The organism is Thalassotalea montiporae, from assembly GCF_053485855.1.
Genome location: NZ_JBQRUO010000004.1, coordinates 65,578 through 92,544 on the forward strand (window position 1 = coordinate 65,578; position 26,967 = coordinate 92,544).

Annotated in this window: 23 protein-coding genes; 10 read left to right on the forward strand and 13 right to left on the reverse strand. The window is 42.5% G+C overall.

What is annotated here, in order from left to right; all coding sequences use genetic code 11:
* Positions 1-87: 87 nt before the first annotated feature.
* On the forward strand, positions 88-1,479 hold the full coding sequence (locus tag ACSLUR_RS13130) for a cache domain-containing protein (protein ID WP_448555234.1): 1,392 nt from the start codon (positions 88-90) through the stop codon (positions 1,477-1,479).
* Between the two features lie 17 nt (positions 1,480-1,496).
* Positions 1,497-2,117 carry a response regulator gene (locus ACSLUR_RS13135; protein WP_116000274.1) on the forward strand — a complete coding sequence of 207 codons (621 nt, stop codon included), beginning with the start codon at positions 1,497-1,499 and terminating at the stop codon, positions 2,115-2,117.
* A gap of 222 nt (positions 2,118-2,339) precedes the next feature.
* Here ACSLUR_RS13135 and ACSLUR_RS13140 read toward each other — a convergent pair whose 3' ends face one another.
* Together ACSLUR_RS13140 and ACSLUR_RS13145 are read right to left on the reverse strand one after the other, a co-directional pair.
* Complete coding sequence (locus ACSLUR_RS13140) at positions 2,340-4,409, reverse strand: methyl-accepting chemotaxis protein (protein WP_448555236.1); 2,070 nt, start codon at positions 4,407-4,409, stop codon at positions 2,340-2,342.
* Positions 4,410-4,491: 82 nt separating this feature from the next.
* Positions 4,492-5,535: a DcaP family trimeric outer membrane transporter gene (locus tag ACSLUR_RS13145; RefSeq protein WP_448555238.1), complete on the reverse strand. Its 1,044-nt coding sequence runs from the start codon at positions 5,533-5,535 to the stop codon at positions 4,492-4,494.
* 596 nt (positions 5,536-6,131) lie between these two features.
* Here ACSLUR_RS13145 and ACSLUR_RS13150 point away from each other — a divergent pair.
* Positions 6,132-6,752 (forward strand): excalibur calcium-binding domain-containing protein, encoded by a 621-nt coding sequence (locus ACSLUR_RS13150; protein ID WP_448555240.1) that lies wholly within the window; start codon positions 6,132-6,134, stop codon positions 6,750-6,752.
* 172 nt (positions 6,753-6,924) lie between these two features.
* Positions 6,925-7,305 (forward strand): hypothetical protein, encoded by a 381-nt coding sequence (locus ACSLUR_RS13155; RefSeq protein WP_448555242.1) that lies wholly within the window; start codon positions 6,925-6,927, stop codon positions 7,303-7,305.
* Positions 7,306-7,442: 137 nt separating this feature from the next.
* Here ACSLUR_RS13155 and ACSLUR_RS13160 read toward each other — a convergent pair whose 3' ends face one another.
* Positions 7,443-8,633, reverse strand: a complete 1,191-nt coding sequence (locus tag ACSLUR_RS13160; protein ID WP_448555244.1) for a class I SAM-dependent methyltransferase — start codon at positions 8,631-8,633, stop codon at positions 7,443-7,445.
* A gap of 78 nt (positions 8,634-8,711) precedes the next feature.
* Between ACSLUR_RS13160 and ACSLUR_RS13165 the strand changes: the two genes are divergently transcribed.
* Positions 8,712-8,981 (forward strand): acylphosphatase, encoded by a 270-nt coding sequence (locus ACSLUR_RS13165; RefSeq protein ID WP_116013505.1) that lies wholly within the window; start codon positions 8,712-8,714, stop codon positions 8,979-8,981.
* 94 nt (positions 8,982-9,075) lie between these two features.
* Positions 9,076-10,071, forward strand: a complete 996-nt coding sequence (locus ACSLUR_RS13170) for an NAD(P)H-quinone oxidoreductase (RefSeq protein WP_448555247.1) — start codon at positions 9,076-9,078, stop codon at positions 10,069-10,071.
* A gap of 39 nt (positions 10,072-10,110) precedes the next feature.
* Here ACSLUR_RS13170 and ACSLUR_RS13175 read toward each other — a convergent pair whose 3' ends face one another.
* Positions 10,111-10,341 (reverse strand): DUF1653 domain-containing protein, encoded by a 231-nt coding sequence (locus ACSLUR_RS13175; RefSeq protein WP_448555249.1) that lies wholly within the window; start codon positions 10,339-10,341, stop codon positions 10,111-10,113.
* A gap of 407 nt (positions 10,342-10,748) precedes the next feature.
* On the opposite strand from ACSLUR_RS13175, the gene ACSLUR_RS13180 reads away from it, so the two are divergent.
* The 4 genes from ACSLUR_RS13180 (at position 10,749) to ACSLUR_RS13195 (ending at position 16,578) form a co-directional block, all read left to right on the forward strand.
* Positions 10,749-13,388, forward strand: coding sequence for a TonB-dependent receptor (locus ACSLUR_RS13180; RefSeq protein WP_448555251.1), 2,640 nt, complete (start codon positions 10,749-10,751; stop codon positions 13,386-13,388).
* Between the two features lie 304 nt (positions 13,389-13,692).
* A complete protein-coding gene (locus ACSLUR_RS13185; RefSeq protein WP_448555253.1) occupies positions 13,693-14,367 on the forward strand; it encodes a nitroreductase in 675 nt (224 codons plus the stop codon).
* Between the two features lie 59 nt (positions 14,368-14,426).
* A complete protein-coding gene (locus tag ACSLUR_RS13190; protein ID WP_448555255.1) occupies positions 14,427-15,410 on the forward strand; it encodes an alpha/beta fold hydrolase in 984 nt (327 codons plus the stop codon).
* A 52-nt stretch (positions 15,411-15,462) separates the two neighbouring features.
* Positions 15,463-16,578, forward strand: a complete 1,116-nt coding sequence (locus ACSLUR_RS13195; RefSeq protein ID WP_448555257.1) for a DUF2855 family protein — start codon at positions 15,463-15,465, stop codon at positions 16,576-16,578.
* Between the two features lie 96 nt (positions 16,579-16,674).
* Here the strand turns inward: ACSLUR_RS13195 and ACSLUR_RS13200 are convergent, their stop codons facing one another.
* From ACSLUR_RS13200 to ACSLUR_RS13240, 9 genes are all read right to left on the reverse strand, one after another.
* Positions 16,675-17,301 (reverse strand): hypothetical protein, encoded by a 627-nt coding sequence (locus tag ACSLUR_RS13200; protein ID WP_448555259.1) that lies wholly within the window; start codon positions 17,299-17,301, stop codon positions 16,675-16,677.
* 90 nt (positions 17,302-17,391) lie between these two features.
* Entirely contained in the window at positions 17,392-18,396 is a 1,005-nt protein-coding gene (locus ACSLUR_RS13205) for an NADP-dependent oxidoreductase (RefSeq protein WP_448555261.1), read from the reverse strand.
* A gap of 100 nt (positions 18,397-18,496) precedes the next feature.
* Entirely contained in the window at positions 18,497-19,561 is a 1,065-nt protein-coding gene (locus ACSLUR_RS13210; RefSeq protein WP_448555263.1) for a patatin-like phospholipase family protein, read from the reverse strand.
* Between the two features lie 26 nt (positions 19,562-19,587).
* Entirely contained in the window at positions 19,588-21,270 is a 1,683-nt protein-coding gene (locus ACSLUR_RS13215) for an AMP-binding protein (protein ID WP_448555265.1), read from the reverse strand.
* Between the two features lie 151 nt (positions 21,271-21,421).
* Complete coding sequence (locus ACSLUR_RS13220; protein WP_448555267.1) at positions 21,422-22,615, reverse strand: acetyl-CoA C-acyltransferase; 1,194 nt, start codon at positions 22,613-22,615, stop codon at positions 21,422-21,424.
* A gap of 55 nt (positions 22,616-22,670) precedes the next feature.
* Positions 22,671-23,585: an SDR family oxidoreductase gene (locus tag ACSLUR_RS13225; RefSeq protein ID WP_448555269.1), complete on the reverse strand. Its 915-nt coding sequence runs from the start codon at positions 23,583-23,585 to the stop codon at positions 22,671-22,673.
* 60 nt (positions 23,586-23,645) lie between these two features.
* Positions 23,646-24,179 (reverse strand): MaoC family dehydratase, encoded by a 534-nt coding sequence (locus tag ACSLUR_RS13230; RefSeq protein WP_448555271.1) that lies wholly within the window; start codon positions 24,177-24,179, stop codon positions 23,646-23,648.
* A 60-nt stretch (positions 24,180-24,239) separates the two neighbouring features.
* The gene (locus ACSLUR_RS13235) at positions 24,240-26,063 is read right to left on the reverse strand and encodes an acyl-CoA dehydrogenase (protein WP_448555273.1); all 1,824 of its coding nucleotides are present in this window, start codon (positions 26,061-26,063) and stop codon (positions 24,240-24,242) included.
* Positions 26,064-26,201: 138 nt separating this feature from the next.
* Positions 26,202-26,963 carry an SDR family NAD(P)-dependent oxidoreductase gene (locus ACSLUR_RS13240; RefSeq protein WP_116000255.1) on the reverse strand — a complete coding sequence of 254 codons (762 nt, stop codon included), beginning with the start codon at positions 26,961-26,963 and terminating at the stop codon, positions 26,202-26,204.
* Between the last annotated feature and the right edge of the window lie 4 nt (positions 26,964-26,967).

Genomic DNA, 26,967 nt, shown 5'->3' on the forward strand with positions numbered 1-26,967 from the left:
AGTGAATTCTATGAGTGAAATCGTCTTAGACGTATAATAGCGCCGGATAAATTACATTCTTTATAAGTTAAGCTTTTAGGCGTGTTAATGAATATAAACTTGAAACTACAATTGTTTACCACAGTTCCGCTACTTATTGCTTTATGCACTGTCTTGTACACGACACGCATGGAATTTAATGAGCTATCGACACAGCTGGAAAATACGTATCGTCAAAATGTAGTGAATCATCGCTTAGAAGAATTAAAAAACTATGTTTCATTAGCTCGAGGTGCGGTTGAACATTTATATCAAGGACAAGCGTTAGAAAAAGATGTTTATCAAGCGCAAGCTAAAGCAATTTTAACCAAGATGCGGTTTGGCTCGGATGGCTATTTTTTCGCTTACGATTTTGACGGTGTAAATGTTGTTCTACCAGGCCAAGAATGGCGTATCGGGAAAAACTGGTACGAGATGGAAGATCTGAATGGTGTAAAAATTGTTCAGTCAATCATAGAAAATAGTCGTGATGGCGGCGGGTATTCACAATACGTGTTTAACCAACCGTCTACTGGCGAAACGGCCAAAAAAATGGCTTATTCGGAACAAATTCCTGAGTGGCAGTGGGTATTTGGAACAGGCGTTTATATTGATGATATAGACAACCAAGTCACTGAAATAGAATCAGCCGTCACCAAACACATTCAATCGGCATCACAAACCATTTTCCTTATTGGTGTATTAGCCACTGTCATGGTGTTTATTACTAGCCACTATTTTAGGTATGGAGAAAAGCGGCTAGCAGATAAAAAGCTACGAGAGTTAAACGAACGCATTTTTCAAACTCAAGAGGAAGAGAGCAAACGCTTTTCGAGAGAATTACATGATGGTGTTGGGCAAACGTTAGCCGCGGCAAAGTATTCAATGGAAACGATAAAACTAAAGGTTCAACATCAGCAAGATCCCACAAAAGATATTGAACATGCTGTTGATTTAACGGGGAGCGTAATGCGTGACATCCGCAGTATTTCACACCAACTTCACCCAGGAATTTTGGAAGATCATGGGCTTAGTGCTGCACTTGATGAAATGGGACAAAAATTAAGTAAAAGATCAGGAATTAAAGTGGTTGTTGAGCGTTTAGCTGTTGCTAATTTAGTTTCAAAAGAGCTCAAGTTAGCGCTGTATCGCATTGCTCAGGAAGCAATGACTAATGTTGAGCGTCACGCAAAGGCATCAGAAATATTAGTGACGTCAACATTAGATGAAGACTGGGTTACTTTGGAGATTACTGACAACGGACAAGGTTTTGATTATCACAGTATTCAACGCTCAAATAAGCCGAGCATGGGGATCGGCCTTCGCAATATGAAAGAGCGCATTAGTTTTTATCAAGGGCGTTTAGAAGTTTCTTCGGTGAAGGGAAAAACAAGCATTATAGCGTATATCCCGAAGCACCAATTACATTATAATAACGGCGTTAACTCTCTTACGGACTAAGAAAATAATAAATTTACATGATTAAAGTACTACTTGTTGACGATCATCCAATTTTTCGCGAAGGATTGATGTTCAGACTCAGCCTTGATCCTGAGATTAAAGTAACTAATCAAGCTGAAAATGGACAACAAGCGCTAACCTTACTCCAGCATTTTGAATTTGATGTCGTACTGATGGATATTAATATGCCTGAAATGGATGGTATGTATGCATTAGAGCTTATTAGAGAGCAGCAGCTTGATTGTAAAGTGATCATGCTTAGCATGCATGACAGTAAAGAATATATTTTGTCGGCTATGCGTCATGGTGCGAATGGTTATGTGTTGAAAGATGTACCCGGTGATGAGCTTATTTCTGCGATCAAAAAAGTTGCGAGTGGAAAGTCATATTTTAGCGCAGAGGTTACCGATATTCTCTCGCAAGAATTGACTAGTGAGCAGAGGGTGTCACTAACACGTCGTGAGCATTTAATATTGCGTTTGGTATCGCAAGGATTAAACGACAAAAGAATTGCACAAGAGTTAAATATTAGCGCTCGTACAGTAGAAACACACAAGCGTAATATCAAAAAGAAATTAGGAATAGAGTCAACCATTGGGCTTGTGCGATATGCCATTGACTATGGCCTAGATAAATAGTTTTAGCAATGTCGTTGAGTTTTTGCCAACCCTAGAATGGTTGTTAGAGCAAGTGTAATTTGAAGTTAGCTTAGTTAGTTGAGTTAGAAAAAGAGGTTCGTTAACTTTTTAGCTAACGACCAAGCCTTAACATTACCAAAAAGTGTCAGAGTAGTGCCTCAGTATTACCAAGGCACTGCCTGCTTAGTCGTTATTCAAATCAATGTATCTTACATAACAGCGTTAAACTTTAAATTGATTTATCAGCCCAGACAGTTGCTCATTGGTTGTTGCCAGCTCGCGGCTACTCGCCATGGTTTGTTCACCACCTTGCGATAAATCATTCACTACGACTTGAATATTGTTCATATTCTGGCTGACTTCTTCAGTTACCGCGCTTTGTTGCTCGGCAGCGGTCGCGATTTGATTGTTTAAGTCGTTGATATGAACAATGGCGTTAGTCATTGTAGATAAGCTAGTAGATACCTGCTCTGTGTTATCAGACGCTAATTGGCAGCTCGCTTGTGTCGCTTCCATTGCGGCTACAGCGTTAGCGGCATCATTTTGTACCTTAGCCAAAATATGGCTAATTTCTTCAGTACTGGTTTGTGTGCGAGAGGCCAGGGCGCGAACTTCATCGGCCACAACAGCAAAGCCTCGGCCTTGTTCACCCGCACGCGCAGCTTCAATTGCGGCGTTAAGCGCCAACAGGTTAGTTTGGTCAGCAATTTCACCAATGACCCCTAACACATTAACAATTTCCTGAGTGTTGTCATTCATGGTGTTAATGTTATCCGCCGCTTGTTCAATTTCACCTTTTAGCTTATCAACACTTGCAGTTGTTGATTTGACTAGCTCTTGCGCTTCGTTAGCTTCTTGCTCAGCTTGGTTCGTGCTATGGGCAGACTGATTGGCACTGTCAGCAACACTGTTCGCGGTCGCACTCATTTCAGTAATGGCAGTAACAACTTGCTCAGTTTCATTGGCATGGTTGTTTAATGCAGTGTGATTCTGCTCAGACTGAGTGGTTAAGCTACCGATATTTTGCGTAATGTGAGCAGAAGATGAAGCAAGCTCTTTAAGCATGTTTTGCAGGTAAGCGATAAAATTATTAACTGATTTTGCGATGTCGGTAATTTCGTCTTGACCAGTAATTTCTAATCGTGAACGCAAATCAGCTTCACCACTTGAAAGGCTAGTAATACGTTCATTAAGCACTGATAAACGATGGGTAATACGATTAATAAAGTAGAGGAATAAGCCAATCACTACTGCCGTTGCAATAACCAAAAACACAATATTTTGAATGGTTTGATGTTCAAAAATGTCTTTGGTTGCTGTGGTTAACTGGTTTTGCGCTTCAATAATATCAGTTTCATAGGCGCCGGTAGCGATTGTCCAACCCCAATCAGGAAATACTTTACGAGCGTAAGCAATTTTGTTTTCAGTTTGGTTAGTTGCCGGGTTGTTAAATGCCATATCTACAAAGGCATCATTATGGCTGCTAAGTTGATTAGCAACTTTAATCGTGTTCGCAATACTTGTGCCTACAATCGATGCTTTTGGGTGCGCTAGTAAAACACCCTCGCTGTTTTGTACCCAGAAGTAACCATTTTTACCAAACTTAGCTTTAGTGATCATTGCAAGCGCTTGCGCCTGCTTGTCGGCTTGTAAACTAGAGATGTATTCGCCGGTAGCAATAACGATATTAAGCGGCTCGAATAATTTTGCGGCGGTAAGCTTGTTTTCTACTTGATCCGTATTTGGGTTTACAAATGCATATTCGGTAAAGCCTACGTCGCTAGAAGTACCAGCATTAACGATATTTCTCGCATAAAATACGCCGTTCTTATCTTGCGAATCTTTTGCTGATGTGCCGATAAGTGAAGGCTTTAACGTGTGGGTAACATAGTTAATAGTGTCTTTGTCGTAACTAAAGACATAGCGGTTGTTACCCCAAGTATAATTATTTAAAAAAGCATGGATATGAGCTTTTGCTGCTGATTTAGCCTCGGTATTATTATAAATAGCCGCCATAGTTTGGTGAATAACCGTAAGCTCTTCGGCAAGCTCTTCTTTTACTTTGTCTTTGTGTGCTTGTTGATAGAACAAGTCGGCTGAAAGGGTAACTGTATCAATTTGTGCTTGCAGGTTTTCTTTAAGTGTTTTTTCTACTGCGCTACCAACGTTTTTTGACTCAGTTGCTAGCACAATATTCTTGGTAAGAATTGTTTCTATAATAGAAATACCGCCGATAATTGCTAGGGCAGCTGTGGTAAGCAAAATCATTTTTGCTTTAATACTAAGATTCATTGCAGTTCTCCTGAGTCGCTTGAAACGTTAGTTTGGTAAAATAAAGTGCCGCTATAGGCAGCACTTTTTTTATGAATCCCTGCTAGAGGATATATTTTGCTGAAACTTGGAAGTAATCTGACTCTGCAGATTCTGTTTGGTAGCGACCAACTTCACCACCGACACTAAAGTGTTGAGTGATGTTTTTGATCAGGTTCAGGCCCCAGTGGTTGCGTTCAACGTCTAACTCGTCAATTTTTACATCGCCGTAATAAAGGCTTGAACGCCATGTTTCTGTCCAGAAGTGACGGTAAGCTAGGGTGTAGGCTTGCGTTTTGTGGATATCACCATCTTTAGCAAGATCATTGATGTTAGCGCCTGGGCTTACATATCGACCTGAGCGACCATCATTGTATGAAAAGCGGAAATCATCTTTACCAAACGTTTTGATACGACCATGGATGTTGTACGCAAACTGGCTGCCATCAGCTGCTGTAGCGTCATCACCGTTGTCCAAGGTACGCATTAAGCCAGCAACTGCCATTTGACCCCAGTCACCTTTTACTGTGTAACGCGCAACTACATCAGGCACTGATTGGCTAATGCCAGATTGTGTTGACGGATTTTCAAGCGCGACTTCTAAGCCACCAGTTGTGTAACGTACTTGGCTTTGACGAATAAATGTTTGACCAACATGCGCACCACCAAAATCTAGCGCATCTGCGATTGATACCAATGGCATAAAGGTTGACCACGTTTGGCCAACACGCCATTTGTCATAATCGATATAGGCGTGACGTAAGCGAAGAGAATGACCGCCTGTTACTGTTTCGGTTGAGCCGCTTGGGTTTTGATCATCGTAAAAATCCCACTCTAAAACAGCTTTTACTGCAGCGTTTTGATATTTAATATTAAAGCGTGATTCTCTAACGTTAAAACGGGTTTCGTTAGTGTCTGGCTTAACGATGTTATTTCCTGTCCAAAAATCTCGGTAGGCAAGATCTCCGTTCACGTTTCTAAAGTCTGCTTTAAAATAGCCGCCAAATGACAGTTTGTGATCTTCGTTTATTTCTACACTGTACTCAGCGAATGATGGAGCACTAGCAAGTGTTGCGCACACTGCTACTGAAACCAAAGACTTCTTCATAATACTACCTTTATTATGTAAATAAATTCGGCTGATGAATGCGCGCTCGACGTGAGAACTATGCAGCCGAAAAACCGACGGCAAAAATACTTGAAGTGTGGATTTGTGTTAACCCGTAGAAATACTGAATAAAGCTAAGGGATTACCCGTAGAAATAGCGAGTTTGTAACTCAAGGTGTTACAAACTTTAAGAATGGGCATTTAGCATGTTAAAAAATCGTTAAAATATGATTTTTTAACGATCAGTGGACACAACTTGTGTGGCGAAAAAATTCAGCAATACACTGTTGCTATGAGTGATGGTATAGATAGGGCGTTAGGCAAAAAAGTTTCACAATTTTTAAATTTTATTTTTCTATTCGCTTAAACGATACAACTTTCGTTTTAAGATTTGCTCAAATTCGATCTACTCAATTCAACTTAAACATTTCAATTTATTCAATTCTATAAAAGTAAGTTGATATAAATCATCGAGATATCAACTCTATGTAGAAAATTGACGAATGACATAGAAACAGCAAAAGGTTTTATCTAGAATAGCCAGCCTTTTATTAAAGCTATAATATTCAACGATGTATAAAGGATCTTACCAAGGAATGTCATTAGGCAAGTACCAAGGAAAGCTAATCAAGTGGAACGATGCCAGAGGATTTGGTTTTATTCAGTCACAAGTGTTAGAAAACAACATTTTTATTCATATATCAGTGCTAAAGCATATCGCTCGAAAGCCTATGCTCGGCGACATGATTAATTTTGATGTGGCGTTAGTAGATGGCAAAGAACGCGCAATAAATGCCAATATTGTCGGTGTAACAAGCTTAGATAGTTATGGCACTGGAAATGAATTTAACTCGCGTTCAAACCCGAGTCACCAGAGGCAAAATTATCAACAGTCAGCACGAAATAATGTCTTTCATACGAACAGAGTGCAAACCAAGCCTAGTAAACTCTATCGGCTATCTATTGCGCTAGGTGTACTAGTCGTTTTTGTGATCGTAGATAAGCTGGCACTCATTCCGAATAAACCAGCATATGAAAGTCAGCATTATCAAGATAAAGCTGTTATCAAATCACAACAGTTTTCCTGTGATGGCCGTCAATATTGTCGCGAGATGAAATCTCGTGAAGAAACAGAGTTTTTTCTCAACAACTGCCCCAATACGAAAATGGATGGTGATAGAGATGGAGTGCCTTGCGAGCGCCAGTTTAGTTATTAATATTAACTACAATCGCTAATTAAAGTGCAGCCTAATAAACATAACTTGAACCTAATGTTTAACAGTCTACAGTTAATAGACTAGCCACTAGATACGGGAGGACTAAATATCTTGTTGTTAAACAAGTCAATATTAACTAACTAAAGCTTAGTAATAACCCAAGGAGAGCTAGATGAGTAGATTATCGACATTTTCTTTGGTACTCGCATTTGCGATATCACTAGCAGGCTGTCAACACACGCCTGTCTCTAATGCACCAACTAAGAGTTTTGTCATTGTTGGTGAATCTAATGCTGGTGGCGTTGAAGCCGCCCAAGAATTACAACTGGCTATAAATCGCAGTCAAACGGTAGGCTGCAAAGCGATATCAGTAGGTGGTTATGGTGCAGGTGGCGAAGGAATGGTGCTTGGTATAGCTGCATTGATCAGCTGTCCTGTCGGCGTTCACATTATTCCGACAGGCTTTCCTTATGATGCCAACACCGGGCTTAAAATTCCCGTAAATTCAGCGGATGTGTTACCACCGCCATTGAACCCTCCACCTACACCTTAATGTTGGTGAATGAATGTATACCAATAAGCACGCACAATGAGCTATACAACTAAAAGGGGCTAGTTAACTAGCCCCTATGTTGATGGTGTTTATTTTGTTGTTTAGCTAACCACTCCCGTAATCTACTAAACCTGAGCTTAGTTAACCTGGCAAACAAAGCCTTTTAAGTAGTAACCCTCTGGGTAGTTGCTCGATACAGGGTGATCAGCAGCTTGGTGTAAGCGTTCTACAAAGTGGCAAGACTTTCCTGCATCTAGTGCGGCATCAGCAACAACTTTCTGAAATAGCGGGGCGTCAAGTAGGCCAGAGCAGCTAAAAGTAAGTAATAAACCGCCAGGATTCAGTAATTGCATCGCTAACATGTTGATATCTTTGTATCCGCGACAAGCACTGGTTAGCTGCGCTTTGTTTTCAACAAATTTGGGTGGATCCATGATAATCATGTCAAAACGAACACCGTCTGCTTTGTATTTACGCAGTAGCTTAAATACATCTTCTTTAACAAATTCTACTGGCGCATTTTCAAGGTTGTTTTCAGCTAAGTTGCGCTGGGCAATATCCAACGCTGCTTGCGATACATCAACATTAGTTACTGAAGCCGCACCTGCCGCCGCGCAATGAAGCGAAAACGTACCTGTGTAAGAAAAACAATTGAGAATGTGTTTATCTTTTGCGTACTTTCCAGCAGCTAATCGAGAATCGCGTTGATCAAGATAAAAGCCTGTTTTATGGCCTGTAGCAACATCAACAATAATGTTAATACCGTGCTCACAAATGACGCGCTCGGTTGACGACTTTTCATTTGCTAGCCAACCCACTTGTTTTTCCAGACCTTCTTTTTTACGAACGTCAACGTCAGAGCGTTCGTAAACACCACAGTCAGGATAAAGTTCTGTTAATACATCAACTAAAGTATGACGATGAAACTCTGCACCTGCAGAAAGTAACTGACAAACAATAATATCGTCGTATTTATCAATGGTTATACCGGGCATACCGTCAGATTCACCTGCGATAAGGCGATATCCGGTAAGCTCGCCTTGATCGATAAACCAATCACGTCGGCTTTGAGCTTGTTCGAGTTTGCGTTTGAAGAAGTCACGATCGATATTTTCGTTTTGATCAAAGGTCCAGATACGAACTCGCATTTGAGATTCAGGTGAATATGCGCCGCGTGCTAACCAGTTGTCTTTACTGTCAAATACATCAACAGTCTCGCCAAGCATAGGTTTACCCTTAACTTTATTCACGGCTTTTGAGAACACCCAAGGGTGTTTGCGGCGTAAAGATTTTTCACGACCAACATTTAAATAAATTCTTGCTGACATATGCCTATACTTAGAGAAAACAAAATTGGGCAGATTGTAGTGAAAGCCGTTTGCCTGTGCAATCAAAGGAGTATAAATATGGCGATATGTTGTCTTGCAAATGTTAGCGGCAAAGTACAAGGGGTGTATTTTCGTGCGTCATGTCAGCAAATGGCGATAGATTTGCAACTTAGCGGCTATGCAAAAAACTTGGCAGATGGTGATGTGCAAGTGCTTGTGTGCGGCGAGGAAGATAACGTCAATAAAATGCTTGAATGGCTTAAAGAAGGGCCGAGCCAGGCTGAGGTTGCCAATGTGACTCATAATCAAGTTGAATATCAGTCTCTTAATCATTTTTCTATTGGCTAACTCATTCACAGGTTCAATCGGCTGTCACCTTGTCTTACATGTGCTCTGCCGATAAACTCGTCTTTAATTTCTTTTTAATTAGTAGCTTAGCTAAATGACGATTTTTGAAAAAAATATGCATTTTATTGAAGTAAAAAACAACACCCTAACGTTTAGCCAAACCACTATCCCAGAGCCTAGTCAGTCACAATGTTTAGTTAAAGTTAAAGCCATTGGTATTAATCGTGCAGATTTACTGCAACGAGCAGGGCTTTATCCACCACCAGCTGGTGAATCAGAAATCTTAGGAATAGAAGTCGCCGGCGAAATTATTGCTGACAATACCGGGCAATTTCAAATCGGTGATCGCGTTTGTTCTATTGTTGCCGGTGGCGGTTATGCGCAATATGCGGTTATTGAAACGGATCACCTGATTAAATTGCCAGACAGCTATTCATTTGAGCAAGGCGCAGCGTTAGCAGAAACCTATTTAACCGCTTATCAAGCGTTGTTTACTATTAGCCAGTTAAACCAGAAAGAAAAGTTGCTCATTCATGCTGGCGCAAGTGGTGTCGGCAGTGCAGCTATTCAATTGGCAAAAGCCAGAGGTTGTTTTGTTGCAGTAACTGTCAGCAGCGAAGAAAAAGCCAAAGCGTGTATTGAGTTAGGGGCAGATGTCGCGATTAACTATAAGAGTTCATCGTTTGTAGACTGGGCTAAACAAGCGGACATAGCGTTTGATGTCATTTTGGATGTTGTTGCCGGTAATTACGTTAACCAAAATTTAAAAGTTGCTGCGTTAGACTCGCGCATCGTTATATTAGCCATACTCGGTGGTCGATATGCAGAACAGCTTGATGTTGCGCGTATGCTACAAAAACGCATCAGCTTAACCGCTAGCACCTTGCGTAGCCGCACTGATCAATATAAAGCCGCGCTTGTTAGCCAATTTGTCAGCGATTTTAGTGACGAGCTGTATCTGCAAAATGGCGCAATAAAACCTGTGATTGATAAGTGTTACTCTTGGCAGGATGTAGAGCAGGCTCATCAAAGAATGTCTAACAATGCCAATATTGGAAAGCTAGTGCTAACAGTTGATGAGCTTGGTTAACATGATTACCCACTAGGCATGATTAACCACTAGGCTAAGCTATTCGCCCTGAACAAAGCTGAATCTTTTCATCGTTTTACCGTTTCGTTCTATGGTTTCATCGAACATGGCCAGTGGCCGAACCCAAAACTCAGGCGTTCCTGATTGTTCAATGCGGCCATAAAGTGGGTAGTAAACCACCATCCATTCTTCAGTTTCGCTGTGCCGAGCAACTTGGGTGACTTGGTATTTATTACCTTTGAAGTGTTGGTACGTACCTAAAGGGATCATTTGGACTACTCCTAAAATTTTTCGCGCAGTGTAGCAAATGTCGCCATATTGAAATAGATAAGTTCATTAAAATCTAATCCACAACGCCTTCACCTTTATGCATTAAATTTAAATTAAACTATTAATATGATTTATTAAAAATCTGATGAATTATGAACATGTTAATAGTTTATAGCCTTTAGTATTTGGTTGTTAAATAGTCTATAGCGCCCAGTTTTTGTCACAAACAGCCTACGTCTTATATCTCCCACCCATAATTAGCATCTGGAGTAGAGTTTGCGCTCTATTTGAATAGTTGACACTGGCTCGACCACTTAACAAATTAGCAATTGAAAACAATAAAAATAAGGCCGTAAACGGCTGCTAATAACAATAATAATTTGCTAATTGCTTTTGGGGAGAAGCACATGAAAACAAGTCAGTTCAAGCGCAATAAAATTGCGTTGGCTGTGATGGCGTCAGCGTATTTGACGTCGCCCAGTATAATTGCTCAACAGGCTCAGTCAGAACAACAAACAGTGGATGAGTCTTTTCTAGAGCGTATTACCGTAACTGCACAAAAACGAGTACAAAATCAACAAGAAGTACCTATTGCGATGACGGCCTTTAGCGGTGAGGAAATGGCAGAGGCTGTTATTAAAGATCTGTTCGATTTACAAAAATCTGTGCCAGGGCTGGGGGCGTTTCAAGCACAAAATGCCACTCAATCTAGCTTTTCTATTCGCGGTGTTGGTACTTCGTCACAAAACTACGGGTTAGAGTCATCGGTCGGTTTATATGTTGATGGCGTTTATCGCGCTCGTCAAAACTCGATGATCAATAACCTTATCGATGTCGAAGGTATTGAGGTGCTGCGCGGCCCGCAGGGTACTTTATTTGGTAAAAATACACCTTCAGGTGCGGTGTTAGTGCGCACAGTGAAACCGAGTCACGATGGTGATGATGGTTTTGTTGAATTAACCGCTGGTAATTTTGGTTTACTGAATGTTGCTGGTGCCATGTCGTTGTCGGCAATTGACGATATTCTCGCATTTCGTGTCACTGGTTTTACTAGTCAGCGAGATGGCATTGTTGATGATGTTAATTTAGGTGACAATATTTTAAACGATCGCGATCGCTGGGGCGCACGTTTACAAATGCTGTTTACCCCAAGTGACTCCTTTGAACTTCGCATTATCGCTGATCAAGGGGAAATCGATGAAATTTGCTGCGCGGCACCAACGCAAGTGTCTAATTTTCAGGCGCGTGAAATACCAGGAAAATTCGGCAGTGATGCTTTTTTGAGCCAGCCGCCGTTTAATGCAACGGTATTTCGCGATGATCAATTTTATGATCGCCAAGTTGCGGTTTCCTTCCTGCCTGAATCGCAAATGACTGATAAGGGGTTGTCGGCGGAAATAAACTGGGATCTAAACGATCAATATACTCTAACGGCTATTTCTGCATATCGCAGCTTTGAAGCCTATGACAATATTGATAGTGATTTTACCGATGCTGATTTATTCGGCACCATCAATGATGCTGAGCAAGATTCATTCTCTCAGGAACTACGCCTGACGTACTCGGGTGACTCACTTGATTATATTTTAGGTTTTTACTACTTCACACAAGACATTGACCTAAACTACAGCTTATATACCGACGATTTATTTAACACGTTTTTCATGGCGAATTTTCAAGGGGCATTAGATCCTTTGTTAAATGGTATTGACCAACTCAGTGCAGCGACAGGTGGCTTAATTGCGCCAACAGCTCAAGCAGCGCCCGGAGGCGTAGGTTTTGATCATGTTGCCACCCAAGAACATGAAAGTTACGCCGTATTTACCCAGTTCGACTTTTCACTAACCGACAAACTTACGCTCACAGCCGGTGTTAGGTACACGGATGAAAGTAAAGATTTGTCCACAGTGTTTAGTGAGAACTTCTCTGATGGCTCAAGTTTTGTACCTTTCTTCAATAGCATTGGCGACCCGAGCGATCCTGCCACTATAGTACCTGGCACGCTTATTTATGGGGCAGGTGTTGCTGCTGCAATATTACAAGGAATTGGTGCAGGGCAAATTGATATTACTTCACCACAGGGGCAGGCAGCGCTACAAGCTTTTGTGCCATTTCAAACGCCGGGTTGGGGATTTCAAGCATTAGGGCCGACAACATCTACCCGTGAAGATATTATCGAAACCCTTGATGATGTCCAATTTACGGGCACGGTTAAGCTAAGTTATCAATTTGATAAGTACTCTATGGCTTATGTGTCTTATGGTACAGGCTACAAGTCAGGCGGCACTAACACTGACCGCATTGCGCCAGGTTTTGATCCCATTTTTGAGGCAGAGACCTCAGAGTCGATAGAAATTGGCTTAAAGAAAGATTTTGCCAATCAAGATTTGCGAATCAATGCAGCTGCTCATTACACAACAGTTGACGATTTCCAAGCCAATACATTTACCGGTAACGGATTTAACCTGCAAAATGCGGGTGACTATGAAATATCTGGTTTTGAGCTAGAGGCAACTTGGTATCCAACCGAAAGCATTGAGGTTAATTTCGCATATGCGCTGGTCAATTCAGAATATAAAAGTTTTGAACGCGGTAACTGTTGGAATGCTTTTACATGGCACACAGGTATTGTTGACCCTGGGCAAGAAAGCACAGATCCCGCGAATCCAAACCCTTTCTGTAACCGAACAGGTGACAGACCTGGCGGCGAACCAGAAGACTTTGCAATTTTAAGCATTAAAAAAGAGTTTAACTTAGCTGACGGTATTTATTCGTATATTCAAGCTGATTATAGCCATACAGGTGATATGGTGCTTGATGCGAGTAACGACCCGTATGCAGAACAAGATGCTTACAATTTGTTGAATGCACGCATATTTGTCAAATTTGAGGAATTAGATCTAGACGTAATACTTTGGGGCAGAAATATTCTGGATGAGGAATACATTAATCGAACGAATTTTAATGTACCGATTCAAGATGGCAAATTAAATGCCTATGTATCAGAGCCTGCAACATACGGTATCACTTTGAAAAAACGGTTTTAAGGGCTCGGTTTTAGAGATGCAGGGGGTAAAAGAAGTCCCCAGCGTCTTTTATCGCTTGATCTCTAAAACCGTTTAACTATTGCCTCAAAGTTTACAAAAGTGCTTACAAGCATGATCGATATGGTGTGTTGCTTAATATTAATTATTTTATCAATTATTGAGCCACGCCATTTTTTATTTATAGTGAATAGAATAGAAAACAGTGTGTTATAAACGTTATTGATCCGTTACTTTATTAGTCAGTTATTTAGACCGTTATAAGTAAAACAGAAGCGCATAGTAAAAAAAGAAAAAAGGAAAAAAGATGTCAGACATTACCAGTGTAAGCGATATTTTAGCAAATCGATATTCAGTTAGAGCGTTTGAAAGCACGCCTGTCAACAGTGAATTACTTCAACAAATTTTTACCAAAGCACAGCAGGCACCGTCTAACTGCAATGTTCAGCCATGGCAGGTATGTGTCGTTTCCGGTAATACATTGGCGACACTGCGCGATAAATTTATGACTACGTTAATGAGTGGCGCCAAACCCAATCCAGAGTTTAACTGGATGCCACAATATCAAGGCATACATCGCGAACGTCAATTTGGCTCTGCTAATGCGTTGTATTCAGCGCTAGGAATTGCGCGCGAGGATAAAAAAGCACGCCAAATGGCGATGGCAAACAATTGGCAGTTTTTCGGTGCACCACATGCAGCGTTTTTCACCATGGACAAATATCTAGATATTATGGGGGCGGTTGATTTAGGTATTTATGCACAAACGCTGTCGTTAATTCTTGCTGAGCACGGTATTCAAAACTGTATGCAAGGCGCGTTAGGGCAGTTCCCAGACCCTGTAAAAGAACTGCTGGGAATACCCCAAGAGCGAGGCATTTTATTTGGTATGTCTTTTGGCTATGCAAAAGCTGATGCAAATGCAAATCAAGCAAGAACAGATCGCGCTAGCACTGACGATGCGGTTCAGTTTTTTACTTAGTTAATCCGCATAGACGATAAACCGCCATTATTTACAAGAATAAACATAGCAGATAACAAATGAAGAACAGTGCGGTTGAACAATCACAGAATACCGAAATTAAACATAGCTATGCAAACGTCTCCGGACTAAAAATACACTATTCGCAATGTGGCGTTCAAAATAGCGACAACGGTGTTATCGTTTTTCTGCATGGCTTTCCAGAGTATTGGGGAACGTGGCGACATCAGCTAGTTGTACTCGGCAAGTCATATCATACGATTGCGCCTGATTTACCCGGCTATAACCTTAGTGATAAACCGAGTGATAACGCTTTTTATAAAATAGAAAGCTTGGTTAAGGTGTTAAGCGAATTTATCGCGCAAGTGTCGCATAACCAGCCGGTTTATCTTGTTGCCCATGACTGGGGCGGTGCCATTGCTTGGCCACTTGTGGCCTTTAATCAACAGCTAGTGAAAAAGCTTGTTATTTTAAATGCCGCACACCCGAGCACATTTACCAGAGAGATGAAATACAATGCCGAGCAACGCTTGCGTAGTGGCTACATCCACCAACTTATCTCTCCTCAAGCCGAAAACTTGTTATCCGAAAACCAATTTAGCTACTTGTTTGATCAAATTATGAAGGGACTTGCAAAAGATCTCGCCACAGATCAGTTAAGAAGTGAATATTTAGCGGTTTGGCAACGACCCGGCGGGATTAACGGTATGTTGCAATACTACAGGGCTATGCCTCAGCTCGCAGCTCGTACCAGAAATAACAATACGCAATCCCAAGCCGCTTCAACCGATAAAGCTGAATCACCATTAACGGCATTAGAAGCAATTACTATCCCTAAAATATTGATAAAAGTACCGACGCTGGTGCTTTGGGGAGCACAAGACCAAGCATTTGTTATCGAGTGCCTAGACGGCTTAGAAGACTATGTACAAGACTTAACGATTAAGCAATTCCCTGACAATAGCCATTGGTTACAGCATGAACAGCCAGACGCGATAACTCAAGCGATTGGTGATTTTGTGACAAACACAGCTCAATGCTAACAGTCGGTTAAAAACAGAGAGATAGAAAAAATACCAAAAGGATAATGTTTTTATGGATACTCAACAGCAACAATCAGTCTTAGAAATAAACAAGCTAAATCTTGCAAATACGCGTGTTGTTTCTGAACCTAAATTAACGTTGCAATCAGGACAAATTCGGTTAGCCGTTGATAAATTTGCGTTAACAGCAAACAACGTGACTTATGGGGTTGCAGGCGAGCTATTGGGTTATTGGCGATTTTTTCCCGCAGGCGAAGAACAGGAGAAATGGGGCAGAATACCGGTGATGGCCTTTGCCACAGTGGTTGAGTCGAATCATGATGAAATAGTCGTAGGTGAACGAGTTTTTGGTTTTTTTCCGATGACGCAGTCACTTGTGATCCAAGCTGGCCAAATCACGCCGTTTGGCTTTAGTGACACAGTGCAGCACCGGCACCAGCTTTCTAGTGTTTACGCTAACTACGAGCGAGTAGCCAAGAATCCTTTTTATAACGAGTCGACAGAGCCTTATCAATTACTAGTGAAAGGCTTGTACACAACGTCATGGCTTATTGATGATTTTATGACCGATCATAACTTCTTTGGTGCAAGTCAGTATGTTATTTCGAGCGCATCGAGTAAAACAAGCATGGCACTTGCGTTTGCCAGTCGTCAGCGTGCCAACGGTAAAGCAGTTAAACTGCTTGGATTAACGTCATCGTCACGGGTAGAGTTTGTGACATCGACTGGCCTATACGATGAAGTGATTAGTTATGATGAAATAGCCAAACTAGACAATCGCAAAGCCAGTATTTTTGTTGATATGGCCGGCAGCCAGCAAGTGTTGGCGAGCGTGCATAACCATTTTGCTGAGAACTTAGTCTATTCTTGCAGTGTTGGCGCGACACATATTGAAGATCTATCAACAAACACTGAGCATAACGCCATTTTACCCGGGGCTAAGCCAGAAATGTTTTTTGCACCAGCACAAATAAAGGTAAAAAGTAAAACCATTGGCGGCGCGCAACTTACTGTGCAAATAGCACAATCAATGAATCTATTTATCGACGAAATAAAGCAGCATATCAAGGTTCAAGAAATCACCAATTTTGAACAACTTAACGATTGCTATTTGAGTTTACTCAGTGGTAAAACCGATGCCAGCATTGGCTTTGTCTACCAGTACTAGCGCACGGCTAAGACTAATTTAGCTAAGGTACGTACACTAAAGGAATAACAAATTAAAAAGCCCAGCTTATCGCTGGGCTCAGACTTAACCGTGTTGCTATGCTCCGCCGAGCATGGCTTTTAATTGTTTTAAAATGACTAGCTCGTCAGCGGTAAGTTGTGGCTTGTCTTTACATCTTGGGTCAGTTTTTTGAATCACATCTATCATTGGGCGAGTGATTGGTATTGGGTCACAGCCATGTCCGGTTTCACATATTAAATCAAATTCTGGTTTCGCTTTTTTGTGGCAATCTAAGCAATTACCACCAAATTTATTTTTAACGTCGTCAAATCCGCGAGCGGTAAACTTGTTACCGTCGGCAGAAACGGCTAGCTCGATAAACTCCCAGTCATTGGTTGTCGGGTTGGTACCTTTGGGGTGTTTTATCATCACTTCACTAGGTACTAACTGAACAACAGAGCCCGCTGGGTATGTACCTTGGCCTTGTTCGGCAATTGCGACGGTGTCTTTTAATTTGTTGGGGAGTAAATTATCTACGAAAAAACCGCGCACTGGTGTCATCTTTGCCAAACAACTAAAACTGCTCTCATCGAATGTTAATTGCGTTTGTTGGTGTTTATGATCTGCCTTGTGGTCAGCGTAGGCATTTAACGAGCCTAGTAAAGCTGCGGTACTTAGCATACCTGCCATTGCCGTTTTGAGAAATGTGTGCCCAAATTTCATTGTGTTTTCCTTTGTTGTTCTACTATTTATTCTAGTTACAGTTCTTGTTCTGGTTCTAGTTTCGTTCTTTGGGATTAATTTGATTAGTGTTTACAGCTTAACCATTAGCTTACCTTTGTTACCGCCGGTAAAAAATAGATTTAACCCTTCAATAGCAGACGGCAGGCCGTCAAGGACATGAGCGCGATATTTTATTTTACCTTGCATTACGTAAGGCGCTAATTTTTGGAATAGCTGTGGAATTTCACCATAATGATCGGGCATTGCAAAACCTTGTACCGTTAAGCGCTTTTTGATCATTTGGATCCAGTTAGGGCCAGGCGGTGGTGTCATCGTTGCATAGTCGGCAATCATGCCACATACGGCGATTCGGCCATGCACATTCATACGATAGTAGACTTTTTCTTGAATCGGCCCACCAGTATTTTCAAAAAATACATCAATACCATTAGGTGCAAGTTCATCTAGTTTCGCCCCTAAATCATCCGTTTTGTAATTAATGGCGCCATCAAAACCTAACTCTTGTGTGATCCATTTGGCTTTGTCTTCACTACCAACAACACCGATAACGTTAAGGCCATCAGCTTTAGCTAGCTGACCTACAAGCGAGCCCACAGAACCCGCGGCACCGGTAACAACTATAGTTTCGCCTTTTTGAGGTTTACCAATTGCGTATAAGCCTTGCGTTGCGGTTAAGCCGGGTAGGGCAAAAATCGACAATATCGCTTCATCGGGTAGGTCGTTTTCAACTTTATTAATGCCTTTGCCATCTGATTTTATGAGCTCTGCCCAACCCAATAAGCCCGTAACGCGATCGCCAACTTGAAAGCTTGGATGTTTACTTTCTATCACTTTGCCAATACCACCACTTCGCATCACATCACCTAGTGCAACAGGCGGAATATAGCTGTTGGTGTCAGGACTCATCCAGCCAAACATCGCAGGATCAAGTGAGGTGTAGGTTTGTTGAATTAAAATTTCACCATCTTCAAGCACTGGTTTTGGCAATTGCACTACGTCAAACAAGTCTTGTGTAATTGGGCCACCTGTTGGTCTAGCGATGAGCTTTATTGCGGTATAGGTGTTTTGTTCCATGTCTATTCCTTGGTATCACTGTTGTTGTAATTAGCTATTTTTTAGGTGTTTATTAGGCATTTGTTTGGTGTTAATTAGTTGTCGGCTAGAAACTGCAAATTTAGTGCATCGCTAACTGCGAAATCGGCTTAACTTTATCTAGGTTTTGTGTCTGAATCAGTTCGTGCAAGCCCTCAGCAAGTTGCTCACTTTGACTGAGTACTTGTTGCCAAATTTTGATGCGGGTTTGGCTGTCTAATTCCGTAAAATCCTTGCGATCAGGTATTTTTTTCAGTGGTAAAGATTCAACAAATGCTTGTGTTGGACAGATCACGACAATGTTGTCGTAATTCTGCGCTCGAATCGGGCGTGATAAACTTTTGTCAAACCAGCCAGCACGCAGTGTTTGACTGAAATGTGGGTAAAGCACTAATCCTGGGTTGTGAATTTTAATATCAAAGTGATAGTCGACAATGCCGCCGTCGCGGTACATCCCCGGTGGGCAGTCGGGAATATCAGCAATTCCTTGCATTACCATAGGAATAGAGCCTGAAGCCAATAGCGCTTGCTTAAGATTGTTTGGCGTCAGGTAGGTGATGTGCGTGGTAAATTCGTCAGGGTCGCTAATGGTCATATCACTGCTTGACGGCTGAAATATGTAACGTTCATATTGGCTGCGCAGTAACTGCCTGTTCATACGGTTACGAACAAAGCTACTAAGTAACCCTGCGCCTTGCGTTAATTTGTTTTCACTAGCGACAAAGCCGTTAGATTTAGCGACAACAAAGTGTGCTTTTCTAATAGGGTTGCTAATAATTTCGTTAACGCCGTTTTTACCCAACACTTTGTCTAACAGGATGCGGCCTGTTTCTGTAATTTCTGCCGCAGTCGGTTTCTTGGAGGCATACACCGTTTGCGAATAATCGGTTGCTAAACGCGTAATGGCTGCAACAGGGTCAGATTGGCCAAAACATGCGGCTCTAAATGCGCCAGCACTAGAGCCCATAATGTTTAGCGGCTGGTTCCTTGCTTTGAAAAATTCACCAAACAGGTATTTATCTAATCCGTATAGGGTAAACCATTTGGGGCCGCCACTTGCGCCCAAGAAACCGGTAAACAAAGATTGGTGAAAACCTTCGGCTTTAATTGTTTCTAGGGCACTTGTGCCAGCGTATAGCTGAATCATAACTCTCCTTTGATAAACTCTTTTTACTAAGCAGCAGCTTTAGTTGCAGCTAGCGTACGTAAATCTTTCCGTAAAATTTTGCCAACATTTGATTTTGGCATTTCATCAATGAAGACAATTTCTTTGGGTACTTTATATTTTGTTAAATTTTCACGGGCATGGGCGATAAGTGATTCTTCGGTTAAATCGGCTTGTTTTTTCACAATATAAATGCGAATTTTTTCGCCCGTAACGGTACACGGTATGCCAATTGCCGCTGCTTCCAATACGCCACTGTGCATCGCCATTACTTCTTCTAGCTCGTTAGGGTAAACGTTAAAGCCAGAGACAATGATCATGTCTTTTTTACGATCGACAATGCGGAAATAGCCGTCTTCATCCATAGTGGCGATATCGCCAGTTTTAAACCATCCGTCTTCAATGGCCTCAGCAGTAGCGTCAGGGCGGTTTAAATAACCTTTCATCACTTGTGGCCCTTTCACCCAAAGCTCTCCGGGTTCATTAATGCCTACATCGGTGCCTTGATCATCAACCAGTCGAATGTCAGTTGATGCGGCGGGTAAGCCAATCGAGCCGTTAAATTCAGTTTGGTTGTAGGGACTAATAGTCACCATAGGACAACATTCAGTTAGGCCATAACCTTCGAGCAAGCGAACACCTGTAATTTCCTGCCATTGTTCAGCAACCGGGCGTTGCACAGCCATGCCGCCGCCTAACGCAACTTTTAACCCAGAAAAATCTAGTTTATCAAAACCTGGGGTATGGATCAGGCCGTTGAATAGGGTGTTAACACCCGTAATTGCAGTAAAGCGGTACTTTGCTAACTCTTTGACAAAACCCGGCATATCTTTCGGGTTAGTGATTAATAAGTTGGTACCACCGTAGGCAATAAAACACAGGCAATTCGAGTTAAGCGCAAAGATGTGATAAAGCGGAAGGGCAGTCACCATAATTTCTTGGTTGGGTTCGAAAACTGGTGTCGTCATCGCTTTTGACTGTTCTAAGTTCGCCACCATATTACGATGTGTTAGCATCACGCCTTTAGATGGACCTGTTGTACCGCCAGTGTATTGTAAAAAGGCAAGGTCTGTTGGTTTAACCGCTACCGGTGTGAATTGGGTATTTTGGCCGACCGAAATCACATGGTTAAATTTAACGGCGTTAGGTAAATGGTATTTCGGCACCATCTTTTTAATATGCTTAACAACCGCATTAACCATAAAGCCTTTTAAACCACCTAAACGATCGCCTAGGCCAGTTACGATGACATGTTCGACCTTGGTTTTATCAACTATCTGGCCAAGCGTATGAGCAAAGTTTTCAATGATCAATATGCCTTTGGCGTCAGAATCTATCAACAGGTGCTCTAACTCACGAGCCGTGTAAAGCGGGTTTACATTAACAATCGTTAAACCTGCTAATAAACCGCCGAACAAGGCAACGGGATACTGCAAACAGTTAGGCATCATAATGGCAAACTTGTCACCGGGTTTTAGATTCCATTTGGTTTGTAAATAGGCGGCAAATGCTCTGGCTTGGTCGGCTAATTCTTGGTAGGTGATGCTGGCATCCATGTTAATGAATGCCGTGTTGTCGCGGTATTGGTTGGTATAAGTTTCAAACATTTCAACCAATGAAGTGTACTTGTCAGGATTGATTTCAAAAGGCACCCCCGGTGGGTAGCTTTTTTCTAGCCACACTTTTTCCATTGCTTATCCTCTATCAAACGATTGTTGTAATTTTTATATTTATTGTTGTTATTATTTTTTTAGTTTTTATTTAATATAGACAGTGTCTAGCAAACTAGACACTGTCTATATTAGGCATTTTTACGTTAACTTTGTAGCTAAATAACGTTATTTATAACACTTCAAAAAGTCCGGCTGCACCTTGACCGCCGCCGATGCACATAGTGATCACTACATATTTTATGCCTCGGCGTTTACCTTCTAGTAAAGCGTGCATCACCATACGAGCGCCACTCATGCCGTAAGGGTGGCCAATAGAAATTGCGCCGCCATTAACGTTGAGTTTCGCTTTGTCGATACCTAAGTGATCAGCGCAGTAAAGCACTTGTACGGCAAACGCTTCATTAAGTTCCCATAACCCTATGTCATCAATGGTCAGGTTGTGACGTTCCAGCAGTTTAGGCACAGCGTAAATTGGCCCGATACCCATTTCATCAGGCTCACAGCCAGCAACGGCCATACCGCGATATACGCCAAGTGGCGCTAACCCTTTTTGTTCGGCAACGGATTTTTCCATCAACACTAGCGCTGCCGCACCGTCAGAAAGCTGTGAAGCATTGCCGCCAGTAATGTAGCCACCTTCTTTCACTGTTCTAACACCAGACAAGCCCTCTAGCGTGGTGTCAGGGCGATTACCTTCATCGAGCGTTAGGGTAACTTCTTGCTTTGAAATATCACCGGTTACCTTATCTTGCACTAGCTTAGTCGCGGTAACCGGCACAATTTCATCATCGAACAAGCCTGCTTCTTGTGCGGCGGCGGTGCGCTGCTGAGAAAGTAAGGCATATTCATCTTGTGCTTGTCTGGAAATGTTATAACGGCTAGCAACGACTTCAGCAGTGTCTAACATGGGCATGTAAATGGCTGGTGCGTACTCTTTAACTTGAGCATCAACCGCGCGGTGCATGTTCATGTGTTCATTTTGTACTAGCGTGATGGACTCACAGCCGCCTGCTACAACTACATTAGCACCATCACCAACAATATGATTGGCAGCGCTGGCAACGGCCATCAGACCAGAGGCACACTGGCGGTCTATGGTCATGCCAGGAACTGAAACCGGCAACTTGGCGGCCATTGCTGCTTGACGACCAAAGTTCATACTTTGGCTACCTTGCTGCATCGCAGCACCAAAAATACAATCGTCTACTTCCTCGCCATTTACGCCCGCTTTGTCTAATGCCGCGTTAATAGCGATTGCTGCTAGCGATGGCGAAGTAAGATCGTTAAAAGCTCCTCTATACGCTTTTGCGATCGGTGTTCTGGCAACAGATACAATAACGGCTTCTCTAGTCGTTGAAGTCATGTTCTTCTCCTTAAGCTTGTCCGGTTAACATTTGCGTGTATTGGTAAGCAGGTTCTTAGCTTGGCTGCATTGCCGCCATTGCTTTTGTTAGGAATTTTTCTGATTGCTTAACACCAGACTCTAATGCTTGCTGATTATCAGGTGCGGTTACCGCTTGCCATTGTTCTCGAATAGCTTCAGGAGATTGTTCTTCTGGCGATAAGAAAATACCGTCGGTTTCGTATATTGTGGCAGTTGCATAGCCACCAGCCCCCGCAGATAAAATAGTGCGATTGGGCGCGTCATCATCGCATAAGGTGAGTAGGCCAGGGGTTACATATTCAGGAGCGAGCATGCCAAGTATGTTTTCAGGCATAAGATCTTCGGTCATACGTGTTCCTGCGGTTGGCGCAAGTGCATTAACGCGAATGTTATGTTTAGCGCCCTCCAGCACTAAGGTGTTCATCAAACCAAGTACTGCCATTTTTGCAGCGCCATAGTTGGTTTGACCGAAATTGCCATACATGCCGCTAGAAGAAGTAGTCATTACGATGCGACCGTAATTTTGCTCGCGCATAATGTCCCATACTGCCTTGGTACAATTTACTGAGCCCATTAAATGAACATCCATGACTAATTTGAAATCATCAAGCGACATTTTTGCGAATGATTTATCGCGCAAGATGCCGGCATTGTTTACCAAAATATCAACGCGTCCCCATTTATCCATGGCTTGTTGCACCATATCTTGCACTTGCGCAAAGTCAGCGACGTTAGCGCCATGGCTCATCGCTTCGCCACCTGCGGCAATGATTTCTTGCACAACTTGTTCTGATGCCGCCGATGAACCGCCACTGCCATCGCGTGCACCACCTAAATCATTTACCACGACTTTGGCACCGCGTTTGGCCAGTGCTAAGGCGTGAGATTTACCCAAACCGTTTCCTGCGCCAGTGACAATAGCGACTTTGCCTTTAAACTCTATGCTCATTCTTCTTTTCCTTGCCTTAAAATTATTAGTTGTTGTCTGAATTATGAAAGATAGCGTGGGTTATTTGACTAATTGGATGCCTATCCACTCAGCTATCAATGCAGGCGTATCAACGCCTTCAATTTCAACAGAAACATTGGTTTTAACTCGATATTGTCCCGGCTTAGTTTCGTCTATGCTTTCAATGGTTGCATGGGCTCGAATCTTACTGCCAACTTTAACCGGCTGGAGAAAACGGATTTTATCGAAACCCGAGTTGATCCCCATATAGGCGCCTTCGATGGAGATGCTAAACTGCTCGGCAAAGTGAGAGAGTAAAGACAAGGTTAAAAAACCGTGTGCAATCGTGCTGCCAAATGGGGTATTTTTCGCTTTTTCAGGGTCAATATGAATAAATTGATGGTCAAGTGTGCAATCGGCAAATTGATCAATTTGCGCTTGAGTAACTTGGTGCCACTCAGTCGGATTGGCTCTGTATCCAACATAACTGGCGATTTCTTCCACTGGAACGGGCTGTTTAGCTGCGCTACTAGCTGGTTCCTTTTCTACTACGGCTTTCGCTTCATTTGACGCTGCTATATCTGATGTTGTCATCTGAATTCCTTATCTTGTCTCTATTTGAGTACCAGTGTTAACTTGTTCAGTTGAAACTCGTTAAAACCAGTTAGCCTGCATTTGGTGGCAAGTATCATCAAGCTCATTCAGCAAGCTTGCCCATTGTTGAATTTGCGTTAACTCATAACGGTAAAAATACTGCGCCGCCTGTAATTTACCCTGATAGAAGTGCTGTTCACTTTCATGATTAGCGTTGGGCAGGGCGGTTGCGGCAATTTTCGCTTGTTTTAACCACAACCAAGCAACAACAACATGGCCAAACATCGATAAGTAATGCACAGAGTTAGCAAGCACTTGATCAATACTTGCAGCACCTTCAGTGCTGCTATTGCCCATTGCTGTCAGTAGTTTGTCTGTAGTGAGGTTTAACGTTGCGACAGCACTGCCTAGTCGCTGAGAATACTCAGTTAAGGCTTCGTATGATCTTGCGTCTTTAATGGTGTCGTTAATTTCAGCCATTAATGCTTGATAGCCTTGCATACTGCCCATCGGCACTTTACGCGCCAACAAATCCAATGATTGGATGCCCGTAGTCCCTTCATGAATTGGATTTAGACGATTATCACGATAGAACATTTCAATGGGGTGTTCGTTCACATAACCCGCACCGCCAAGCACTTGAATGGCAAAATCATTGGCCTTAGTGCCATATTCTGATGGCCAGGTTTTAATGACTGGCGTTAGTAAATCAAGCAGAGTGTGGGCATAAGCACGTTGCTCTTTAGTTTGTGCAGTTTTTTCATCATCTGATAACTGGCTACCTAACATTACTAGTGCAAGTGCGCCTTCGGCGTAGGCTTTTTGCGCGAGTAGCATGCGTTTAACATCGGCATGTTCAATAATATTAACGGGCGGAGATAAAGGATCTTTGCACGATGGCAGTCTACCTTGTGGTCTGTTTTTAGCGTACTCAAGCGAGTATTGATAACCGCCCATGGCAAGTGCTGCGCCACTGGTGCCAACCATAATCCGTGCTTCGTTCATCATATGGAACATATAAGCAAGGCCGTGATTTTCTTCACCGACCAAATAGCCAATTGCGCCACCTTTTTCCCCAAAGCTCAGCGCGGTAGAGGTTTGAGCACGACCGCCCATTTTATGGAATAAACCCGCAAGGGCTACATCGTTTCTATCGCCTAGGCTGCCATCATTGTTAACTAAATACTTAGGCACAACAAACAGGGAAATGCCCTTAACACCTTTAGGTGCGCCTTTTACTCTTGCCAACACTAAATGAACAATGTTTTCGCTTAAGTTGTGATCGCCACCTGAGATATAAATTTTGTTTCCGGTAATGCGATAGCTACCATCATCAGCTTTTACTGCACTTGTGGTTAAATCGGCAAGCCCAGAGCCAGCGTCGGGCTCAGTCATCGCCATTGTGCCAGCAAAACGGCCATCTCGTAGTGGCTTAACCCATTTTTCTATCAGCTCATCACTGCCATGCGCTTGCAATAAATTGGCATTTGCCGTGGTGAGCATGCTGTAGCCAAGCGCTGTACCACCGGCGATAGTGAGATAAACGCCAGCAAGATTGGCGACAATCGGTGGTAGTTGCATGCCATTGAATTCATAATCGGCGGTTGCAGAAGGTAAACCTGATTCATTTAGGGCGTCGAGTGCAGGTTTTAATTCCGGAATGATATGCACTTTTTCGCCATCGAAGGTTGGCTGCTGGTTATCTAGGGTATGACGCAGTGGCAAAAAGTGCTTTTCTGCCACATTTTTTGCGGTTTGAATCACTTCTTTAAAGGTGGTGCGATCATGATCTTGATACCGGCTTCGATCAAACAAAGCATCAGTATCAAACAGCTCGTAAAGTAAAAATTCAATTTCACGCTCATTTAGCATTTTGGTATTCATTATCTTTCTCTTTGTCTTCGCCTTTATCTCTATTTGTTTAACTAGATACTTGGCCTAAGATGATTGAGTTGGCTGTGGCCATAAGAGTTAAACTTTTAATTACAACACCTAATTTCAGGGCTCAATTTCAGGGCTCAACTAAAGCGCAGTTACGCCGCCATCAATGGCAATGCTTTGTCCTGTCATGTAGGTATTTGCTGGTGACAGCATTAACAGCATAGTCGCGACCACTTCTTGCGGCTCTGCAAGACGTTTCATTGGTGCACCTCTAGCCATTTTTTTACGATCTTCATCGTCTGACATATCAGTGACCATATTGGTTAACGTAAAGAAAGGGCAGGCGGCATTAACACGAATGTTGTAACGACCATACTCAGCAGCCGCTGTTTTGGTTAACCCAATAACGGCGTGTTTGGCCGCCGCATAAGAAGATACACCTGGCGCGCCGCCTAGACCTGCAAGTGAGCTAACATTTAAAATAACGCCACCACCTTGACTGAGCATCAATGGAATTTGATGCTTCATACCAAATTGTACGCCTTTAACGTTGACCGCAAATTGCTTGTCCATCGTCGCTTCGTCAGTTTGATGCAGCGGGCTAAGGGCTGGTGCGATGCCGGCATTATTAACGGCAATATCTAAGCTGCCAAACTTCTCAGCGGCCAATTGTGCTAGGTTTTGGCAATAGCTATCTTGCGAGACATCACCTGCAAGTGCAGCTACCGAGTAGCCTTTGTCACTCATTGATTGCTCAACGGCTTTTAACTCTGCTTCTTTGATATCGCCAATCACTAAGTTCGCGCCACGACTGGCTAGCGCTTCTGAAAGTAATTGACCAAGCCCTTGAGAAGCACCAGTAACTAAGACAGTTTTTCCGGTGAAATCTAACATTGCATCCATTTTG

Excerpts from the sequence above, each read along its gene's own strand:
- ACSLUR_RS13225 (WP_448555269.1), bottom strand. The coding sequence starts at position 23,585 with ATGAGCATAGAGTTTAAAGGCAAAGTCGCTATTGTCACTGGCGCAGGA.
- ACSLUR_RS13195 (WP_448555257.1), top strand. The coding sequence starts at position 15,463 with ATGGATACTCAACAGCAACAATCAGTCTTAGAAATAAACAAGCTAAAT.
- ACSLUR_RS13180 (WP_448555251.1), top strand. The coding sequence starts at position 10,749 with ATGAAAACAAGTCAGTTCAAGCGCAATAAAATTGCGTTGGCTGTGATG.
- ACSLUR_RS13235 (WP_448555273.1), bottom strand. The coding sequence starts at position 26,063 with ATGAATACCAAAATGCTAAATGAGCGTGAAATTGAATTTTTACTTTAC.
- ACSLUR_RS13160 (WP_448555244.1), bottom strand. The coding sequence starts at position 8,633 with ATGTCAGCAAGAATTTATTTAAATGTTGGTCGTGAAAAATCTTTACGC.
- ACSLUR_RS13240 (WP_116000255.1), bottom strand. The coding sequence starts at position 26,963 with ATGGATGCAATGTTAGATTTCACCGGAAAAACTGTCTTAGTTACTGGT.
- ACSLUR_RS13170 (WP_448555247.1), top strand. The coding sequence starts at position 9,076 with ATGACGATTTTTGAAAAAAATATGCATTTTATTGAAGTAAAAAACAAC.
- ACSLUR_RS13210 (WP_448555263.1), bottom strand. The coding sequence starts at position 19,561 with ATGATTCAGCTATACGCTGGCACAAGTGCCCTAGAAACAATTAAAGCC.
- ACSLUR_RS13220 (WP_448555267.1), bottom strand. The coding sequence starts at position 22,615 with ATGACTTCAACGACTAGAGAAGCCGTTATTGTATCTGTTGCCAGAACA.
- ACSLUR_RS13135 (WP_116000274.1), top strand. The coding sequence starts at position 1,497 with ATGATTAAAGTACTACTTGTTGACGATCATCCAATTTTTCGCGAAGGA.
- ACSLUR_RS13145 (WP_448555238.1), bottom strand. The coding sequence starts at position 5,535 with ATGAAGAAGTCTTTGGTTTCAGTAGCAGTGTGCGCAACACTTGCTAGT.
- ACSLUR_RS13150 (WP_448555240.1), top strand. The coding sequence starts at position 6,132 with ATGTCATTAGGCAAGTACCAAGGAAAGCTAATCAAGTGGAACGATGCC.
- ACSLUR_RS13190 (WP_448555255.1), top strand. The coding sequence starts at position 14,427 with ATGAAGAACAGTGCGGTTGAACAATCACAGAATACCGAAATTAAACAT.
- ACSLUR_RS13205 (WP_448555261.1), bottom strand. The coding sequence starts at position 18,396 with ATGGAACAAAACACCTATACCGCAATAAAGCTCATCGCTAGACCAACA.
- ACSLUR_RS13200 (WP_448555259.1), bottom strand. The coding sequence starts at position 17,301 with ATGAAATTTGGGCACACATTTCTCAAAACGGCAATGGCAGGTATGCTA.
- ACSLUR_RS13165 (WP_116013505.1), top strand. The coding sequence starts at position 8,712 with ATGGCGATATGTTGTCTTGCAAATGTTAGCGGCAAAGTACAAGGGGTG.
- ACSLUR_RS13155 (WP_448555242.1), top strand. The coding sequence starts at position 6,925 with ATGAGTAGATTATCGACATTTTCTTTGGTACTCGCATTTGCGATATCA.
- ACSLUR_RS13230 (WP_448555271.1), bottom strand. The coding sequence starts at position 24,179 with ATGACAACATCAGATATAGCAGCGTCAAATGAAGCGAAAGCCGTAGTA.
- ACSLUR_RS13215 (WP_448555265.1), bottom strand. The coding sequence starts at position 21,270 with ATGGAAAAAGTGTGGCTAGAAAAAAGCTACCCACCGGGGGTGCCTTTT.
- ACSLUR_RS13175 (WP_448555249.1), bottom strand. The coding sequence starts at position 10,341 with ATGATCCCTTTAGGTACGTACCAACACTTCAAAGGTAATAAATACCAA.
- ACSLUR_RS13185 (WP_448555253.1), top strand. The coding sequence starts at position 13,693 with ATGTCAGACATTACCAGTGTAAGCGATATTTTAGCAAATCGATATTCA.
- ACSLUR_RS13130 (WP_448555234.1), top strand. The coding sequence starts at position 88 with ATGAATATAAACTTGAAACTACAATTGTTTACCACAGTTCCGCTACTT.
- ACSLUR_RS13140 (WP_448555236.1), bottom strand. The coding sequence starts at position 4,409 with ATGAATCTTAGTATTAAAGCAAAAATGATTTTGCTTACCACAGCTGCC.